At 69.0% G+C, this 17,935-nt stretch carries 14 protein-coding genes and 2 pseudogenes; 7 read left to right on the top strand and 9 right to left on the bottom strand.

Translation table 11 applies throughout. From position 1 onward, the window contains the following. Together DC434_RS16990 and DC434_RS16985 are read right to left on the bottom strand one after the other, a co-directional pair. Window positions 1-1,176 carry a glycosyltransferase gene (locus tag DC434_RS16990; protein WP_133192836.1) on the bottom strand — a complete coding sequence of 392 codons (1,176 nt, stop codon included), beginning with the start codon at window positions 1,174-1,176 and terminating at the stop codon, window positions 1-3. Further along, window positions 1,160-2,455, bottom strand: a complete 1,296-nt coding sequence (locus DC434_RS16985) for a hypothetical protein (protein WP_116636503.1) — start codon at window positions 2,453-2,455, stop codon at window positions 1,160-1,162. The genes DC434_RS16990 and DC434_RS16985 overlap by 17 nt, the downstream gene beginning before the upstream one ends. A gap of 103 nt (window positions 2,456-2,558) precedes the next feature. Here DC434_RS16985 and DC434_RS16980 point away from each other — a divergent pair, with 103 nt between their 5' ends. After that, complete coding sequence (locus tag DC434_RS16980) at window positions 2,559-3,716, top strand: glycosyltransferase family 1 protein (protein WP_116636502.1); 1,158 nt, start codon at window positions 2,559-2,561, stop codon at window positions 3,714-3,716. A 9-nt stretch (window positions 3,717-3,725) separates the two neighbouring features. Here DC434_RS16980 and DC434_RS16975 read toward each other — a convergent pair whose 3' ends face one another. From DC434_RS16975 to DC434_RS16950, 6 genes are read right to left on the bottom strand one after another with little or no spacing between them, the layout of a single operon-like run. Continuing rightward, window positions 3,726-4,736, bottom strand: coding sequence for a D-glucuronyl C5-epimerase family protein (locus tag DC434_RS16975; RefSeq protein ID WP_116636501.1), 1,011 nt, complete (start codon window positions 4,734-4,736; stop codon window positions 3,726-3,728). Further along, a complete protein-coding gene (locus tag DC434_RS16970; RefSeq protein ID WP_165808118.1) occupies window positions 4,733-5,920 on the bottom strand; it encodes a glycosyltransferase in 1,188 nt (395 codons plus the stop codon). Before DC434_RS16970 ends, DC434_RS16975 begins: the two co-directional genes overlap by 4 nt. After that, window positions 5,920-7,905 carry an N-acetyl sugar amidotransferase gene (locus DC434_RS16965; RefSeq protein WP_116636499.1) on the bottom strand — a complete coding sequence of 662 codons (1,986 nt, stop codon included), beginning with the start codon at window positions 7,903-7,905 and terminating at the stop codon, window positions 5,920-5,922. The genes DC434_RS16970 and DC434_RS16965 overlap by 1 nt, the downstream gene beginning before the upstream one ends. Next, on the bottom strand, window positions 7,905-8,537 hold the full coding sequence (hisH, locus tag DC434_RS16960) for an imidazole glycerol phosphate synthase subunit HisH (protein WP_116636498.1): 633 nt from the start codon (window positions 8,535-8,537) through the stop codon (window positions 7,905-7,907). Before hisH ends, DC434_RS16965 begins: the two co-directional genes overlap by 1 nt. After that, window positions 8,534-9,646, bottom strand: coding sequence for a DegT/DnrJ/EryC1/StrS family aminotransferase (locus tag DC434_RS16955; RefSeq protein ID WP_116636497.1), 1,113 nt, complete (start codon window positions 9,644-9,646; stop codon window positions 8,534-8,536). Before DC434_RS16955 ends, hisH begins: the two co-directional genes overlap by 4 nt. Continuing rightward, window positions 9,643-10,608 (bottom strand): NAD-dependent epimerase/dehydratase family protein, encoded by a 966-nt coding sequence (locus DC434_RS16950; protein ID WP_116636496.1) that lies wholly within the window; start codon window positions 10,606-10,608, stop codon window positions 9,643-9,645. The genes DC434_RS16955 and DC434_RS16950 overlap by 4 nt, the downstream gene beginning before the upstream one ends. A gap of 91 nt (window positions 10,609-10,699) precedes the next feature. On the opposite strand from DC434_RS16950, the gene DC434_RS16945 reads away from it, so the two are divergent. The 6 genes and pseudogenes from DC434_RS16945 to DC434_RS16920 form a co-directional block, all read left to right on the top strand. Next, entirely contained in the window at window positions 10,700-11,152 is a 453-nt protein-coding gene (locus DC434_RS16945; RefSeq protein WP_243408987.1) for an acyltransferase, read from the top strand. 40 nt (window positions 11,153-11,192) lie between these two features. After that, window positions 11,193-12,260: a UDP-N-acetylglucosamine 2-epimerase (non-hydrolyzing) gene (gene wecB / locus DC434_RS16940; protein ID WP_116636625.1), complete on the top strand. Its 1,068-nt coding sequence runs from the start codon at window positions 11,193-11,195 to the stop codon at window positions 12,258-12,260. Between the two features lie 108 nt (window positions 12,261-12,368). After that, window positions 12,369-13,694 (top strand): nucleotide sugar dehydrogenase, encoded by a 1,326-nt coding sequence (locus tag DC434_RS16935; protein WP_116636494.1) that lies wholly within the window; start codon window positions 12,369-12,371, stop codon window positions 13,692-13,694. Next, window positions 13,622-15,781 (top strand): acyltransferase family protein, encoded by a 2,160-nt coding sequence (locus DC434_RS20270; protein ID WP_207769995.1) that lies wholly within the window; start codon window positions 13,622-13,624, stop codon window positions 15,779-15,781. The genes DC434_RS16935 and DC434_RS20270 overlap by 73 nt, the downstream gene beginning before the upstream one ends. A gap of 32 nt (window positions 15,782-15,813) precedes the next feature. Next, entirely contained in the window at window positions 15,814-16,950 is a 1,137-nt protein-coding gene (gene glf, locus DC434_RS16925; RefSeq protein WP_116636492.1) for a UDP-galactopyranose mutase, read from the top strand. A gap of 10 nt (window positions 16,951-16,960) precedes the next feature. Then, window positions 16,961-17,314 (top strand): annotated as a pseudogene (locus DC434_RS16920) (ABC transporter permease); the annotation flags it as partial. A 5-nt stretch (window positions 17,315-17,319) separates the two neighbouring features. On the opposite strand, the pseudogene DC434_RS16915 reads toward DC434_RS16920, so the two are convergent. Beyond that, a pseudogene (locus DC434_RS16915) lies at window positions 17,320-17,935 on the bottom strand (AAA family ATPase); the annotation flags it as partial.

Raw genomic sequence — 17,935 nt, 5'->3', positions numbered from 1 at the left:
TCAGACCGCCAGGAAGTGCTTCACGAGCACCTCGCGGGAGAAGGCGCCGTCGTGGAGGCGACGCACGAACGCCGGTCCGGACGCGGCGATCGCACGGTAGTGCTCGCGACGCGCGACGATGTCGCGCAGCACCGCCTCGATGTCGTCCGGTGTGGCCTCCACGACGGGGAGCGGCATCGAGGCGTGGCGCTCGACCTCCTGGCGCACCTGATCGGTCACGTGCGCCAGCACGAGGCGGCCGGCTGCCATGGTCTCGCAGGCCGCGACGCCGTAGTCTCCGACGCGGAACTGGTCCAGCACGACGTCGGCGGATGCGAGCACGGCGGGCATCTCCTCGTTCGGCGTGCGCTCGAGCTGCACGAACTCGATGAGACCCTCGTCGTGGAGCCGCTGCGCCGCGGGAACGATGAGGGGCGTGCCCTTGACGTGGGGGTTCGTCGGAGCATGGACGACCTTCAGCCGGTCGCGCTGCAGGACGGGCTCGTCGTTCACCCACCTGTCCGGGTCGATGACGACGCCCAGGAAGTGCGCGTCGGGGATGTCGATGAGCAGCCCGGCGGTCGAGACGAATGTCGGCAGTCCGAGCTCGCGGATGACCCGCAGGTTCTCGGCGACCACGGTCTCGACCTTCTCCGCAGCGACCCACTCGTCGCTGTCCACGAAGTGGGACCAGGGCGTCGACTGCACGTGCGTCGAGGGGAGCCGCACGTCCGTGCCGTGTCCGATGATCCCCACGCGGGCGCCGCCGCGCTGCATGAGCGCCACCTGCCGCCGCAGATCACCGGAGAACATGCCGCCAAGAACCGGAACGCAGGCCTCGACGAGAACGTGCGTGTACTCCTGGGCGATCGTCTCGACCATCGCGCGCTGCCACGCGCGGGAGTGCTCCGAGGTGCGCCACGGCACGACGTAGTCCGCGGGGTACTGCAGGACGTTGTTCTCGGCATGGACGAAGTTCTTCGCCGAGACGTCCCCGGACTCCTCCATCGCCCGCGACCACCGGTAGCCCTGGCCGGCGTAGTTCACCGGGCCGATGAGCACGCGGTGCGGCCGGGTCAGGTCGGGGTGGGGCGGGGGCGGGGGCACGACGCCGTTCGCCCTGTCGACACCGGCGGCGATGGAATCCTGCACCGGCTTCGGCACCAGCTTCCAGATCCGCTCAATCGCGGGATGCATGCGCGCCACCTTCCTGGTCTGTGCTCGTGCGTGGACGGATCCACTCGTCTGTCAGGACCGCAGCGGCCATGCGTCCGTCGTGGACGTGCCGCACGAAGTCGATGCCTGCTCGGATGATCGCGGAGCGATCCGGAAGCGCGGCGAGTCGACGCAGTGTCTCCTCGATGCTCGGCGGGTCGCTCTCCACGACGGGGAGCGCGAGTCCGGTGCGCCGCTCGACCTCGCCGCGGACGCGGTCGGCGACGTGTCCGACCACGATGCACCCCGCGGCCATGGCCTCGCAGGCTGCGACGCCGTAGGAGCCGATGCGCACCTGATCGATCACCACGTCGGCGGTGGCGAACACGGCCGGCATCTCGGCGCTCGGAACGCCCTGCACGAGTCGGAGGTCGATGACCCCTTCCTCGGCGAGCTTCTCGAGCGCGGGGAGGATGAGCTGGGTGCCCTTCACCGCCGACACCGACGGGACGTGCGTGACGCGCAGCGGGCCGTCGGAACCGCTCCGAGGCGCGGCGGCCCAGCGCGAGGGGTCGACGACGACCGGGCACCATCCGGCGGAGGGCAGATCCTCCAGCAGGTCCGGAGTCGAGACGAAGAGAGGACGGCCGCTCTCGGTCAGCAGTCGGATGTTCCTCGCGGCGAGGACCTCCGCCCTGGGCGCGTAGATGTCCGGGTCTCCGTAGTGCGACCACGGGTTGTCCGTCATATGGCGGGAGGGGAGCCGGACGTCGGTCCCGTGCGCGAGGAACGCGACATCGACGCCTCTGTCCAGCAGGGCCTCGGCCTGAGCGGCGACCGACCGCGACAGCATCCGCCCGAACGGGGGCTCCTCGGCCTCGATCAGCACATGCGTGGCGCGGCTCGCAGCCTCGAACTCGCGCTGCTGCCACTCGGCGCCGTTGTGGTACGTGCCGACGGGGACCACGAGGTCCGCGTCGAACGAGAAGCCCCCGGGAACGTCGACGGCGGTGTTGCGGGCCGAGATCGAGGGGTCCGCTGCCTCGAGCGCGCGCGCCCAGGCCCGGCCCTGGCCGGAGTAGTTCATCGGGGTGATGAGGACCCTGATCGGCTTGTCGTCGAACTCCGTGGCGGGAACGGCTCCGGCCGGAGCCGGGGCACCCATCCGGCGGGCCGCGATCCGGCCGATCGGACTCATCGGAGCATCCGCGATCCGATCGATGAGCGAGTTGATCCAGCCAGGCAGACGGTAGCGGTTCACGAGCGCGGAGCGATCGTGGAACGGACAGCGGTCATCCGCCCAGTCTACCGAGGCGGACATGTGTCCTCCGGGGAACCGCGCTGAGGCCTCCTAGACTGGAGCGCATGAGTGTCCGGATCGCATACGAGGACGTCCGCCCTTCCCCCTCCGGGACCGTGACGACGTGGTGACCTCGTCTGCGCGGCCGCGGGTCCTCATCCTCTCGTACGACGCGATCGACATCGATCCCCGCGTGATCAAGCAGGTGCGCCGGCTCGCCGACGAGTACGAGGTCACGACCTGTTCGCCCGGTGCCTCGCCGGATTCTCGGGTCGAGCACATCGCCCTCGACCCCGATGACGTCCGGCCCCGCGGACGCTGGGGAGACCTCGTCGACGACATCGCCCGCGAGCGGGAGTGGTTCCGCTGGGGGTACGACCACGTGCCCCTGGTGCAGCAGACCCGTCGTCTCCTGCGCGGACGCCGGTTCGACGCGGTCATCGCGAACGACGCGGAGACCCTCGGAGCCGCCATCTCGGTGGCGGGAGCGGAGCGGGTCCACGCCGACCTCCATGAGTTCTTCCCCGGCCTGCCCGTCGACGATACGAAACTCGGACTCCGGCAGCGGCGGTACTGGACCTGGCTCATCACACGGTTCGCGTCCCGCGTCCGGTCCTCCACGACCGTCGGTACCGCGATCGCCCAGCGCTACCGCGAGTACGGCCTCGAGCCCGGCGTGGTGACGAACGCGACCCCGTTCCGGGACTTCGCGCCGACGCCGACGGGGCGTCCGATCCGGCTCGTGCACAGCGGCAATCCGTTCCGCGAGCGAGGTCTCGCCGAGATCATGCGGGCAGTCGCCGCCTCCTCGGCCGACGTCAGCCTCGACCTCTACCTGACGTACAACCCGCCCACCGATCGTGAGCAGCTCGTCGCTCTCTCCGACGAGCTCGGATCTCGGATCACGGTGCATGAGCCGGTCGCGCAGGCCGAGCTGATCGATGTGCTGCACGGCTACGACGTGGGGATCCACGTGCTGCCGCCGACGAGCGAGAACAACGCGCTCGCGCTGCCGAACAAGTTCTTCGACTTCGTGCAGGCCCGACTCGGCATCATCGTCGGTCCGTCCATCGAGATGGCCGGCATCGTGGAGGAGCGGGGCCTCGGCATCGTCACGGCGGACTTCACGGAGTCGAGCATCCTCGCGGCCGTCGACGGACTCACTCCCGAGCGGGTCGACGGGTTCAAGGCCGCTGTGCAGGAGCACGCCGCGGCGCTCTCCGCCGAGGCGCAGGTGGAGAACTGGGCGACGGCGGTCAGCGCGATCGTGCGCTCCCGCTGACCGCGACTCTCAGCCCTGCCAGTCGCTCTCCAGGAGTGCGGCCCACTCGTCGAACTCCGGTGCGCCGGTGATCCGTCCCAGAGCGTGGAGCTGCTGGATGTGGATCGGGTGGTACGTGGCGTTCTGCCATTCGACACGGCGGCAGTAGTCGCGCTGCGTGCAGTAGTACGACACCGCACCCTCGCCGCCGCGGATCAGCGGCATCGCGGCCAGGATGGCCGTCGCGCCGCCGTCGATGTAGGTCGCGACCCGCTGGTCCCCGCTGAGCAGCCAGTACTCGTAGAGCCCGAAGATCGCGAAGACGTGCCCGTTCATGACCAGGAGCGGCGGCTGGTCGCCCGCGTATTCCTCGAACCACAGGTACCCGTTGTCGACGACGGTCGACCACGGTGCGGTGTTGCCCTCGCCGCGCTGGAAGAACGACTCGACCGTGCGGTCGGCGGCCTCTCGCCACTGCGGATTCTCGGGCTGGATGGTGGCGAGGCGGGAGAACACCGTCAACGCTTCGCCCTGCGCCATCCCCGACCACCAGGGTGCGGTGAGCGTGCGATCCAGGTAGGTCCAGTCCCAGTCGTATTGGAACCACCACGCGCCGTCTCGCTCCACGTGCGTGTCGACGAGCTCCTGCGCGTTGCGGATGGCTCGCGTCAGCCAGATGTCGTCGCCGGTCTCCTCCCACCGCAGCAGGGCCGCCATCGCATACTGCGCGTTGACGATCGGATGCGGCAGCACCTTTCCGGTGGCCTGCTCCCGGTACAGCGCGAGACCCGAGTCGTCGATCTCGGTGATGTCGACGTCGACCTGGATCCGGTCGTAGAAGGGGTTGAGGACGTCGGTGCGCAGAGTCCATCCGGATGTCGCGAAGCCCTCGGTGTTGAGGCTCGTCTCCGGCGCGGGGGACACCGTCGGGATCGGGGAGGGGGATGCCGAGGGGGCGGGGGAGGTGCACCCGGCGAGCAGGAGGCCCGCGAGGAGGATCGAACCGATCCGCGTGAGGAGCGTCTGACGCCGCGATGTCATCGCGCAGGCTCTGTCGCCGAGGCCAGTGCCAGCGCCAGCGCTCGTGCGCTCGCGCTCGCCGAGGCGTTGGCCATCGCCCACGCGTGTCCGCGTGCGGCCTGCGCGGCCATCTCCTCGGGGTGCGCGAGCACCGTCAGCAGTGCGTCGTGGAGCGTGTGCACGTCGGCGATCACCCAGGCCTCGTCGGCATCCTCGCCCAGATCGGGCTCGTCGGACGCGCGGGCGCTGGTGACCAGCACGCAGCGGCGCGCCATGGCCTCGACGCCGAACACACCGGGCACCGAGGCGTAGAACTCGTTGAGGGCGACGTGCGCATCGTCCAGAGCCGCCAGCACCTGCTCGTGCGGGACGCCGATCAGCTCGCGGTACTCGACGTGCGGATGGGACTGCGTGATCCGAGCCATGACCTCGCGCACGGCATCCGTGCCCTTCAGCAGAGGGTTCGAGGGGGCATGCACGACGACGATGCGCTCCGGCGCATCGAACTTGACGGTGCTGTCGACGAACTGCTCATCCGGGTAGAAGTACAGGAACGGGTGCGTGTGCCCCTCGAGGTAGGAGAGCTGGTCGTTGCGGGCGTTGAAGATCGCCTCCGCATGGCGCTCGGCCACCTGCGCGCGTGTCCGCCGGGCCAGGTCGTACTCGGGTGCGGCGAAGATCGGGTCGATCGTGGCGAGTATCGATCCGATGTTGGGACGTCCCGTCTCCTCCGCGCGCTGCTGCGACAATCGGGGCGAGCGGATGTCGTTGCCGGTGAAGTAGCAGACCAGACGTCGCCCGTGCCGCCGGATGAACGCGAACTCGAACTCCCGCTCGTCGTGGTGCCCCTCGAGGAAGGCCCCTCCGCCGACGTAGATGAATCCGCGCGCACGGTTGACGAGCCAGGCCAGCAGGATCGGTCCGCCGTACAGGCGGCGCCAGGTCGCGAGGCGGCCGCCGAGGGCGGTGGACGTCGTCTGGATCACGGCGTCGTACTCCACGGAGTAGAACGGATTCCTCGCGTGGATCGCGGTGTAGCTGTTCGGTAGCGCCTCCGCGATGTGGGTGGCCATGAGCGCGATGTCTTCGGGGCCGACGACCCAGTCGATCCGCCTCGTGAACAACGCGAACGGCTTGAACACCCAGAAGAGGGTGCGCAGCAGCGCCTGCTGGCGACGGAACACCACCGAGGTCGACGCGGCCATCATCGCTTCTTGCGCGGGATGCAGAACTTCACGTAGAAGCTCTTGGGAACGCGATCGAGCTTCCACATGAGCCAGAAGAACGGGCGGAGCAGTTCGAAACGCCGCTTGTACGTCGAGTAGTCCGTGTAGTCCTTCTTCGGCATCGTCATCACGTGCTCGAAGCCCGCGTCATCGAAGCCGATGCGCTTCTTCACCATCGCGATGAGCTCGGGATCGCCGTGGCGGGGCTCGATGAACTGGGCGGCGGCGAGCCTCCGGTCCATCTGGCCGGAGCGCACCAGCGCCGAGAGCTCGATCTGACGGAAGTTGATCCCGAAGCGGGTCGGCAGGAAGTACGTGTGGTAGAACGCCGTGAAGCGGTTCTCCAGGTGGTGGCCGCCGTACCACTGCCATCCGTACTCGTCGGCGAGGAAGCGCTTCGCGGCCTCCTTGTTGTAGTCGATCCAGTACAGCGGGCGGGTGCGCTGGATCCTGCTGAACGCCGACCACTTGACGAAGTTCGTGAAGTCGAGGTTCGGATAGGTCTTCATCGGCACCGTGCCGAAGCGCTTGTGGACGCCCTTGATGTAGCCGCCGTCCATGTACAGCCAGCCCATGGGGGAGATGCCCTCGGTGCGGAACGAGTGGCCCTCGACGATGTGGCGGATGCCGTGCTTCTCGGCGGCGCGATACAGCACGCCCATGAAGCCGATGTCGGTCGGAGCCTCGATGTCCTTCACTCCCGCGAGCATGAACGAGCGGTAGATGTCGTCGTACTCCGCGTTGTCCACGACGTAGGTCTCGAGGTCGACCCCGAGCTTGTCGAGCACGGCGAAGATGTTCGACGTCGCCGTGGGGGAGTTCCAGGTGTTGTCGAAGTGCACGGCGAGCGGGCGCACGCCCTTCTTCACCAGCAGGTGGGCGAGGTACGACGAATCGGTGCCGCCGCTCACCCCCATGATGCAGTCGTACTTCTTGCCACGGCCCGCGGCCTTGAGCTCGGCGACGAACTTGTCCAGCGCCTTCTCGCTCTCGAGCCCGATCGGGTACTGCTTGTCGAGCGAGTCGTGCAGGTGGCAGTAGTAGCAGACGCCGTCGGCGTCGAACGCCGCACCGGGAACGTCGGAGGTGATGATGCAGCGGCGGCACACGTCCGGCGAGCTCAGGAACTCGTCGGAGGTGGCGGCATCCAGGTCCAGCCCGAACTGCTGCGCGGCGATGGGCTCCCCGCGGCCGTCGAAGAGGTGGCCGAAGAGCGCGTCGATCTGCGGACGCGTCGGGTAGTTGATCAGCACGCTCTCGCGCCCGGACTGCATCACGAACGCGGTTCCGGCGGCGACGGCCGACGCACCGGCATGCTCGATCGGTGCGACGAGGTCGCCGCGTCCGCCCACGCCGCCGTGCGCGATCACCGGGACGGCCGCGGTCGCCGCCACCGTGCGGACGAGGTCGAGGTCGATGCCCTCTCGGGTGCCCTCGTGGTCGATGTTCGTGACGAGGATCTCGCCGACCCCGACATCGGTCGCCAGCGCGACCCACTCGTCGACCGTGAAGGCCGCGGCATCCGCTCCTCCGCCGGTATGGACGACGTAGCCGTCGTCGGTCCCGCGCACGTCGAGGCTCGCGACGATGGCCTGCGACCCGAGGGCGCGGACCATCTCGCGGACGGCGTCGGTGTGCGTGACCAGCGCGGTGTTCACGATGATCTTCTCGAAGCCCGCGGCGATGATCGCCTGCGCCTGCGCGGCGGTCTCGACGCCGCCGCCGTAGGCGAGAGGGATGAACGCCTCGGTGGCGATGCGGTTCAGCAGCTCCATCCGGGCGGGCACGCGGCTCTTCGCCGCGCCGATGTCGAGGATCACCAGTTCGTCGACCTCGAGGTCGTTGAAGATGCTGATGACGTTGACCGGGTCGCCGACGTAGCGGGGGTCCTCGAAGCCCTTGGTCTTCACGAGACGGTCGCCCTCGAGCAGCAGGACGGGGATCAGCCGGGGATAGACGTGCATCAGGCCTCCGCCACCGCGAACTCGCCGAGGAGCGTCAGTCCGAAGCGGTGGCTCTTCTCGGGGTGGAACTGGATCCCGATCACGTTGTCGCGCTCCACCGACGACGCATAGCGCTCGCCGTACTCCGTCCAGGTGAGGACGTCGGCCTCGTCATCGGGGGTGACGGCATAGGAATGGACGAAGTAGAACCGTCCGCCGCTGCCCAGCGACGGTGCGAGTCGCGACGGCTTCGCCGCGACGGCCGCGCTCCATCCCATGTGCGGGACGAGCAGGCGCGCACCGTCGAACTCGTCGGGGAAGCGGTGGGCGCGTCCGGGGATCAGGCCCAGACCCGGTCGCTCGCCTTCGTCGCTGCCGTCCATGATCAACTGCATGCCGAGGCACACACCCGCGAGCGGCGTGCCCTTGTCGCGGGCCGCCGTCACGACGGCCTCGCCGAGGCCGCTCTCGGTCAGGCGGTCGACGGCGTGGTCGAAGGAGCCGACCCCGGGGAGGATGATGCGCGCGGCATCGATCACGGTCTGCGGGTCGCTGGTGACCTCGGAGGAGCGCCCGACCTTCGCCAGCGCATTGCGCAGCGAGCCGAGGTTCCCCACGCCGTAGTCGACGATCGTGACATCAGGTCGGGTCATCGTGTCGCGCTCTCCTCGATGCTCAGTCGCAGCGCGTCGGCGATCGCATCCATGTCGTCCTCGGTCAGCTGCGGATACAGCGGGAGCGTGAGTGCCTGGTGGTGGGCGCGCGTCGTGTGGGGGAGCGCCTCGTCCGGGATGCCGAACCGCTCGCGGAAATACGGCTGCAGGTGCATCCCGTACGTCCCCAGCGTCGTCTCGATGTCGCGCGTTCGCATGCGACGGATGACCTCGTCCCGATCGATGCCGTCATCGAGGAGCACGACGTACGACTGGAAGGTGTGGGCGGTGCCTGCGGGTTCCGTCGGCACCTGCACGCCCTCGATGCCGGAGACACGGCTGGTGAGCTCGGATGCCGCGCGTCGGCGACCCGAGACGATGTCGTCGATGCGGGTCATCTGGGCGAGGCCGATCGCCGCGTGGACGTCGCTGAGCCGGTAGTTGAATCCGGCCTCGACGAACTCCATGTACAGCTCGCCGCGGACGGCGCCGTGCGCACGCAGCACGGCGATGCGCTTCGCGAGCTCGTCGTCATCGGTCGTGATCATCCCGCCCTCGGCGGTCGTGATGATCTTGCGAGGGTGGAACGAGTAGACGCCGGCGGTGCCGAGCGTGCCGGCGTGACGGCCCCCGTACGTGCCGCCGAGAGCGCACGCGGCGTCTTCCAGCACCGGCAGCTCGTGCCGCGCGGCGACGGCGTTGATGGCGTCCATGTCCGCGCAGAGGCCGAAGGCGTGCACCGGCATGATGGCGCGGGTCCGATCGGTGACGGCTGCGTCGAGGAGCGCGGGGTCGAGGTTGAACGTCGCCTCGTCGATGTCGACGAACACGGGCGTGGCGCCCTGCTGGATCACGGCGTTCGCCGTCGCCGGGAAGCTGAAGCCCGGGATCACGACCTCGTCTCCCGGCTGGACGCCGAGCGCGACGAGGGCGAGGTGCAGACCGGTCGTGGCGGAGCTGACGGCGGCGGCGTGGCGGGCGGCCGTGTATCCGCGCACCGCCTCCTCGAACGCCGCCGTCTTCGCACCCTGCGTCAGGTAGCCGGACTCGATGACCTCGCGGACCGCGTCGACCTCCGGGGCGCCGGTCAGCGGGATGTTGAGCCTCATGACAGGACCGAGGTGTACCACTCGACGGTCTGGCCGAGCGCGTCGTCGGTGAGGCGCGGCGACTGGTGACCCAGGAGCGACTCGAGCTGCGACACGTCGGCGAGGTGGCGGCGGACGTCGCCGGGGCGCTCCTCCGTGTGGATGACCGGGTGGTCGGGGCGTCCCATCAGACCGAGGATGCGCGAGACGAGCTCGTTGACCGAGGTCTCGACGCCGGTGGCGAGGTTCAGCACCTTGCCACGGCACTCGTCGGAGTCGTGGACCTGGGCGATCAGGTCGGCGCTGTCCTTGACGAAGATGAAGTCGCGGGTCTGCTCGCCGTCGCCGAAGATCTCGATCGGCTCGCCGTCGAGCACACGGCGGACGATGATCGGCACGATGCCGGCGTAGGAGCCGGGGTTCTGGCGAGGACCGATGTTGTTGAAAGGCCGGATCACGGTGGCGTCGATCCCGAACGTCTGCACGTAGGACTCGATGATGTGATCCGCGGCGGACTTGCTCGCCGCGTACGGGGTGATCGCGTCGTGCGGGTGCCCCTCGTCCATCGGGATGTAGCGGGCGGAGCCGTAGGCCTCCGAGCTGGAGACGTGGATCAGGCGCTCCACGAGTCCGCGACGGGCGATCTCGCAGAACGTCGTGGCGATGCCGACGTTCGTCTGGACCGTCCAGGCCGGGTAGGTCAGAGAGGTCGGCAGCGGGATGACGGCGAGGTCGAACACCGTGTCGATCTCGTGCGTCGTCACGACGTCCTGCATGGCGGCGAGGTCGGAGGCGTCGAGCCGGATGACGTCGATGTCCGGGCGCGCGGCCTGCGCGGCCGTGAGGTTCTCCATGCTGCCGAGGAAGAAGTTGTCGACGACGGTGATCCGTCGGGGCTCGTCACGGATGAGTCGATCGACCAGGTGGCTCCCGATGAAGCCGGCGCCGCCGGTGACAAGGATGGATTTTGAACGCACAGACATGGATTTCGAGTTCTCTCGTTATCGAGCTCCCGTGGCATCACGGAAGCGGGCAGACTGCTAAGTATCATATGGGATGGAGGTGCGCCGAACCGTGAGAGAGCCCGCTGAGTCGCCGAACCAGGAGGTGCCCGCGTGGCACGGCCTCCCCGCCAACAGATTCAATCCGCACGCGTGGATCGTCGGTGAGCCCGAGATCGGCGACGGCGTCTGGATCGGGGCGTTCACGGTCATCGACGGCAGCGGCGGCCTCGTGATCGGCGACGGCTGCGACATCTCCGCCGGTGTGCAGATCTACACGCACTCCACGGTCGAGCGCTGCGTCAGCGAACGCGCCCGAGACATCCAGCGCGCGTCGAGTCGGATCGGCGGCCACGTGCATATCGGTGCGAACGCCGTGGTCCTCATGGGCGCGGACATCGGCCACCACAGCGTCATCGCCGCCGGAGCGGTCGTCACCGAGAACACGGTCGCTCCTCCGTACAGCGTCCTCCGTGGCGTGCCGGCACGCGTGTTCCCCGACGCCGCCCGCCGGTTCGCGGACTGAGTCGGGTGCGGCGCGGCGCCGCGCTCTAGGCTGAGTGATCGTGAAGATCATCAGCGTCGTCGGCGCCCGCCCCCAGTTCGTGAAGCTCGCTCCGATCCACAAGGCTGCGCTCGCCGCCGGCGTGGAGCACGTCATCGTGCACACCGGTCAGCACTACGACCCGATGCTCTCCGACGTGTTCTTCGAGGACCTGGGCATCGCCGCTCCCGACGTGCACCTCGGTGTGGGAAGCGGATCCCACGGCGTGCAGACGGGCTCGATGCTTGCTGCGCTCGACGCCGTGTTCGACGAGCACCGCCCGGACTGGGTCCTCGTCTACGGAGACACGAACTCGACGGTCGCCGCGGCGCTGAGCGCCGTGAAGATGCACATCCCGGTCGCGCACCTCGAGGCCGGTCTGCGCAGCTTCAACCGCCGGATGCCGGAGGAGCACAACCGGGTGCTGACCGACCACGCGGCTGACCTCCTGCTGGCTCCCACCGAGGTCGCGGTCGAGCACCTCGCGAACGAGGGGCTCGCCGAGCGCACGGTGCTCGTGGGGGACGTCATGACCGACGTGCTGTTCGAGGTCCGCGACCAGGTGGCGGGGGCTCCCTCCGCCCTGATCGAGGAGCTCGGCCTGGAGGCGGGAGCGTTCTACGTCGCGACCATCCATCGCGCCGAGAACACCGACGACCCCGCGCGCCTGGCGGAGATCGCCGCCGGTCTTGCGGACCTCGACAAGCCCGTGGTCCTGCTGGCTCATCCGCGCGTCGTCGCGAAGGCCGCCGCCCACGGCATCGCGCTCACCCAGGGATCGCTCATCGCGCATGCGCCGCTGGCGTACGCCGACCTCATCGCCGCGGCCGTCTCGAGCGCCGGCGTCGTCACCGACTCGGGTGGTCTGCAGAAGGAGGCGTTCCTCCTGCGCGTGCCGTGCACGACGGTGCGCACGGAGACGGAATGGGTCGAGACCGTGCAGCTGGGCTGGAACGTGCTCGCGAACACGGCGCAGGAGATCGCCGCCGGAGTGACGCGCCCACGGCCCGCCGACACGGACCAGGCGCCCTACGGCGACGGTCACGCGGCCACCCGCGTCATCTCCGTGCTCGAGGGGCAGCGCCGCTGACCGGAGCCTCCGCACACTCCGCGCACATCCCGTGAACAGTCTGCGCGGGTACGCGGGGGAGACGGGGATGGCGAGGCCGACCTCCGTCCGCGCCATAGAATATCGCTCATGCGTATCGCCGTCGTGGCCCTCGGAAAGATCGGCCTCCCTCTCGCTCTGCAGTTCGCCGACCGTGGACATGAGGTGATCGGCGTCGATGTGAACCCGACGCTCGTCGAGGCCGTCAACAGCGGGGTCGAGCCGTTCCCCGGTGAGGCGCAGCTGCAGGAGAAGCTCACCGCGGCTCTGGCAGCCGGGCGCCTGCGCGCCACGACCGACTACGCCGAGGCGATCCCGTCGGCGGAGGCCGTCGTCGTGGTGGTCCCGCTCTTCGTCAACGAGGAGACCGCGGAGCCCGAGTTCGGCTGGATGGACCAGGCCACGAGGTCGCTCGCGCAGCATCTCCGCCCCGGCACCCTGGTCTCGTACGAGACGACGCTCCCCGTGGGCATCACCCGCGGTCGGTGGAAGCCGATGCTCGAGGAGGTCTCCGGACTGACCGAGGGCGAGGACTTCCATGTCGTCTTCTCGCCGGAGCGCGTGTACTCCGGCCGCATCTTCGCGGACCTCCGCAAGTACCCGAAGCTGGTCGGCGCGCTGTCCGACGAGGGTGCGCGTCGCGCCGTGGAGTTCTACGAGGCCGTCCTCGAGTTCGACGATCGTCCGGATCTCGCGCGGGCCAACGGCGTGTGGGACCTGGGCAGCGCGGAAGCCGCGGAGATGGCCAAGCTCGCCGAGACCACGTACCGCGATGTGAACATCGGGCTCGCGAACGAGTTCGCCCTGTTCGCGGGGGCCAACGGGATCGACGTCTACCAGGTGATCGAGGCCTGCAACTCCCAGGTCTTCAGCCACATCCACCGCCCGGGCATCGCCGTCGGCGGTCACTGCATCCCGGTGTATCCGAAGCTCTACCTCTCGACGGACCCCGGCGCCGACATCGTGCGGACCGCGCGTCGCGTGAACGAATCCATGCCGGAGCGACTGGTCGCCCAGGCCGAGGGCATCCTCGGATCGCTGTCCGGGCTGCGAGCTGTCGTCCTCGGCGCCAGCTACCGCGGCGGTGTGAAGGAGACGGCCTTCTCTGGTGTGTTCCCGACCGTGGCTGCTCTGCAGGCGCGCGGGGCAGCCGTCCAGGTGCACGATCCGCTGTACAGCGATGAGGAGCTGCGCCGACTCGGATTCGAGCCGTACACGCTGGGCGACGACATCGACATCGCGATCCTGCAGACCGACCACGCCGCCTACCGTGAGCTCGAGCCTTCGCAGCTTCCCGGCATCAAGCTGCTCGTTGACGGTCGCGCCGCGACGGATGCCGCGCGCTGGGCGGGCACTCCGCGCATCGTCGTCGGCACCGCGGTCGAGCTGATGGCCACCGCAGGGGCCACGACCTGAACCGCGCACGGCCCGCCCCTCCTCGGCGTGCCGCGTTCCGTGCGGACATCCAGGCGCTCCGCGCGATCGCCATCGCCGCGGTGGTGCTCAACCACCTCTGGCCGACCCGCCTGACCGGGGGCTACGTCGGCGTCGACGTGTTCTTCGTCATCTCCGGGTTCCTGATCACGAGTCATCTCACCCGTGAGGTGGCCGCCACGGGGCGCATCGCGCTCGCCGCGTTCTACGCACGCCGGGTGCGCCGGCTCCTTCCCGCCGCGCTCCTGGTGCTGATCGTCAGCGCGATCGGCACCCTGCTGCTCCTGCCGTACCCTCGCTGGCCGCGGGCCGGCGCCGAGATCGCGGCGAGCGCCGGCTACGTCGAGAACTGGTTCCTCAGCGCCATGTCGGTGGACTACTCGGCGCTCAACGACCAGGCGACCGTCGCGCAGCACTACTGGTCCCTGTCGGTCGAAGAGCAGTTCTATCTGCTCTGGCCGCTGCTCCTGCTGGCCGCGGCCTGGTGGGCGGCCAGGCGGTCGGCGCGCCCGCGGGTCGTCGCGGTCGTCGTGCTGGCCGTCCTCGTCGTCACCTCGCTCGCGGCGAGCGTGATCGCCACGACGCTCATCCCGAGCCAGGCCTACTTCGCGACCTACACCCGCGCCTGGGAGTTCGGCGTCGGCGGCCTGCTGGCGCTGACTGCGACACGACGTCTCCCGCGCGTGGGGGCCGATGTGCTCGCGCTCGGGGGCCTCGTCATGATCGCGCTGGCCGCCGTGTTCTTCGGCCCCGCGACGCCGTTCCCCGGATACGTGGCGCTGCTGCCCGTGCTCGGCACGGCGGCGGTGATCCTCGCCGGAACCGGACGCGAGCGCCTCTGGCACACCGCGGTGACCGGGACCAGGCCGGTGCAGTGGATCGGCGACGTCTCCTATTCGCTCTACCTCTGGCACTGGCCGCTGATCGTGCTCGTGCCGTTCCTCGTCGGAGCAGCTGCGTCGACCGTCATGAAGCTCGGCATCCTGGCGCTCTCCCTGCTGCTGGCCTGGGCGACGGCCCGTTTCGTGGAGCGCCCCGGTCAGCGCTGGAAGGTCCTCGCCGCCTCTCCGCGTCGGACCCTCCTCGCGATGCTGGGCGCCGTGGTCACCGTGGCTCTCGTCGGCGGCGGGCTCGTCCTGGCCGGCCGAGCGGCGTCCGCGGCGGACGTGCCGCCCGTGACCGTCACGATCGAGGAGTGCGTCGGACCCCAGGCGATGGATCCCGGCGCGGAGTGTCCTGACCGGTTCGGGCCGGCGGCCGACGTGGTGATGGGCCCGGGGAACGCCTATTTCGACGTGCCCGACGAGTGCGGGGCCGATCCGGCGCTGCTGCCTTTCGGCGACACGACGGCGACGGTGGTGTGCGATTTCAGCGCGGGATCCGCGGATGCGCCGACGGTGTGGCTCGTCGGCGATTCGCACGCACAGCAGTGGCAGGGCGCGGTGTTAGACCTCGCCCGCACCGAGGGGTGGATCGTGACCACGTCGTTCGGCGGAGGGTGCCCGGTGATCGACGCCCCCTTCGTGGGGTTCCGCACGCCGGCGAGTGCCGCGGAGCAGGCGCGCTGCCGGGAGTGGTCGGCCGCCGTACAGGCCGCGGTCGTGGAGGCGGCTCCCGACGTCGTCCTCACGTCGTCGGCGGGCCGGGTGCAGCTCGTGGACGACGGCACCGACCGCCCGCAGATCGACCAGTTCGCAGACGGCCTGCAGAGCACCTGGCGCGCCTGGGCGGATGCCGGTGTGACGGTGATCGCCCTCGGCGGCGTACCGTTCAACGGTGAGGTGCGCTCGCCCGACTGCCTCCTCGTCAACGCGCGCAACCCGCTCGCGTGCGCGGTGCCGATAGCCGAGGCGCAGCCGGCCGATCCCTATCTGCTCGCGGCATCCACGGCGGACGATCCATCGATCCGGTCCTTCGACGCCGGACCGTACTTCTGCGACGAGACGCGGTGCTACGCCGCGATCGGCGGCACGGCGGTCTTCTACGACGCGGACCATCTGAACCTCGACTACGTCCGCCGATTCGCTCCGATGCTGGCCGACGTCATCGGGCCGATCGTGGGCGACTGAGCTCCCAGGTACACGCCGATACGATTGCAGGTATGGATCTTCTCGTCGTCGGGTCGGGCTTCTTCGGCCTCACCATCGCGGAGCGCGCAGCAGAAGCGGGCCGCAAAGTCACCGTCATCGATCGTCGTCACCACATCGGCGGCAACGCCTACAGCGAGGCGGAGTCCGAGACCGGGATCGAGGTCCACCGCTACGGTGCGCACCTCTTCCACACGTCCAACGCGACGGTGTGGGAGTACGTGAACCGGTTCACGACCTTCACGAACTACGTGCACCGGGTGTACACGACGCACAAGGGCACGGTCTTCCCGATGCCCGTGAACCTGGGGACGATCAACCAGTTCTTCCAGTCCGCGTACACCCCCGACCAGGCGCGTGCGCTGGTCAAGGAGCAGGCGGGGGAGTTCGACGCCAAGACGGCGGCGAACTTCGAGGAGAAGGGCATCGCCCTCGTCGGCCGTCCGCTGTTCGAGGCGTTCTTCCGGGACTACACCGCGAAGCAGTGGCAGACCGATCCGCACAAGCTCTCCGGCGACATCATCAGCCGCCTCCCGGTGCGCTACACCTACGACAACCGGTACTTCAACGACACCTGGGAAGGCCTGCCGACCGACGGCTACACCGCGTGGATCGAGCGGATGGCGGATCACCCGAACATCGAGGTGAAGCTGAACGTCGACTACTTCGACGAGTCGCAGCCTCTGAGCAAGAAGGCCACGGTCGGGCAGGTGCCCGTCGTCTACACGGGCCCTGTCGACCGCTACTTCGACTACGCGGAGGGCGCGCTCAGCTGGCGCACGCTCGATTTCGAGCAGGAGGTGCTGAATGTCGGCGACTTCCAGGGGACGAGCGTGATGAACTACCCCGACATGGACGTGCCCTACACGCGCATCCACGAGTTCAAGCACTTCCACCCGGAGCGCAAGGACGTGTTCGAGCAGGACAAGACGGTCATCATGCGCGAGTTCTCGCGTTTCGCGAACCGCGAGGACGAGCCGTACTACCCGGTGAACACGCCGTCGGATCGTGAGGGGCTGCTGGCTTACCGCGACCTGGCGAAGGGCGAGAAGGACGTGCACTTCGGCGGACGCCTCGGCACGTACCAGTACCTCGACATGCACATGGCCATCGGCTCGGCGCTGTCGCTCTGGAACAACACTCTCTCCTAGACTCGACATCGTGAGTCACGCTGCTGTCGGGGCGCCCGGGACGCCCCGGCGCTATCTGCATTCGCTGTGGCTGCTGTCGGCCCGCGACCTCAAGGTCCGGTACGCGACGAGCTTCCTCGGCTACCTCTGGTCCGTCCTCGATCCGCTCGTGATGAGCGCGATCTACTGGTTCGTCTTCACGCAGGTCTTCCACCGCACCGTCGGCGAGGATCCCTACATCGTGTTCCTCATCGTGGCGCTCCTGCCGTGGGTGTGGTTCAACACCTCGGTGTCCGACTTCACGAGGGCGTTCAAGAAGGACTCGCGCCTGGTGCGGTCGACGGCCATCCCGCGATCGATCTGGGTGAACCGCATCGTGCTGAGCRCCGCGCGGATCTCGTCTGCCGTGACGACGGACTCGACGCCGGTCAGGTCGCGCGGTGAGAAGCCCTCCGCGTGCCGGCGCAGGACGGAGACCTCGGCATCGCGCTCCGGCATCCCGACGACGAGCTTCATGAGGAAGCGGTCGAGCTGCGCCTCGGGCAGCGAGTACGTCCCCTCGTGCTCGATCGGGTTCTGCGTGGCCGCGACGAGGAACGGATCGGGCAGCGGCCGGCTCACGCCGTCAGCGGAGACCTGGCGTTCCTCCATCGCCTCGAGGAGAGCTGCCTGCGTCTTCGGCGGCGTGCGGTTGATCTCGTCGGCGAGCAGGATGTTCGTGAACACCGGGCCCGCACGGAAGTCGAACTCCCCGGTGCGCGCGTCGTACACGAGGGAGCCGGTCACGTCGCCGGGCATGAGGTCGGGCGTGAACTGCACGCGCTTCGTGTCGAGCCCGAGAGCCCGCGCGAACGAGCGCACGACCAGGGTCTTCGCGACACCGGGCACGCCTTCGAGCAGCACGTGCCCTCGGGCGAGCAGCGAGACGAGCAGGCCCGTCACGGTGCCGGCCTGACCGACGACGGCCTTGTCGACCTCGGTGCGCACCCGGTGCATTGCCTGACGC

Source organism: Microbacterium sp. TPD7012 (assembly GCF_003075395.1).
Lineage (GTDB): Bacteria > Actinomycetota > Actinomycetes > Actinomycetales > Microbacteriaceae > Microbacterium.
Note: the sequence above shows the minus strand (reverse complement) of the source record. Positions and strands in the feature narration are given on the sequence as shown.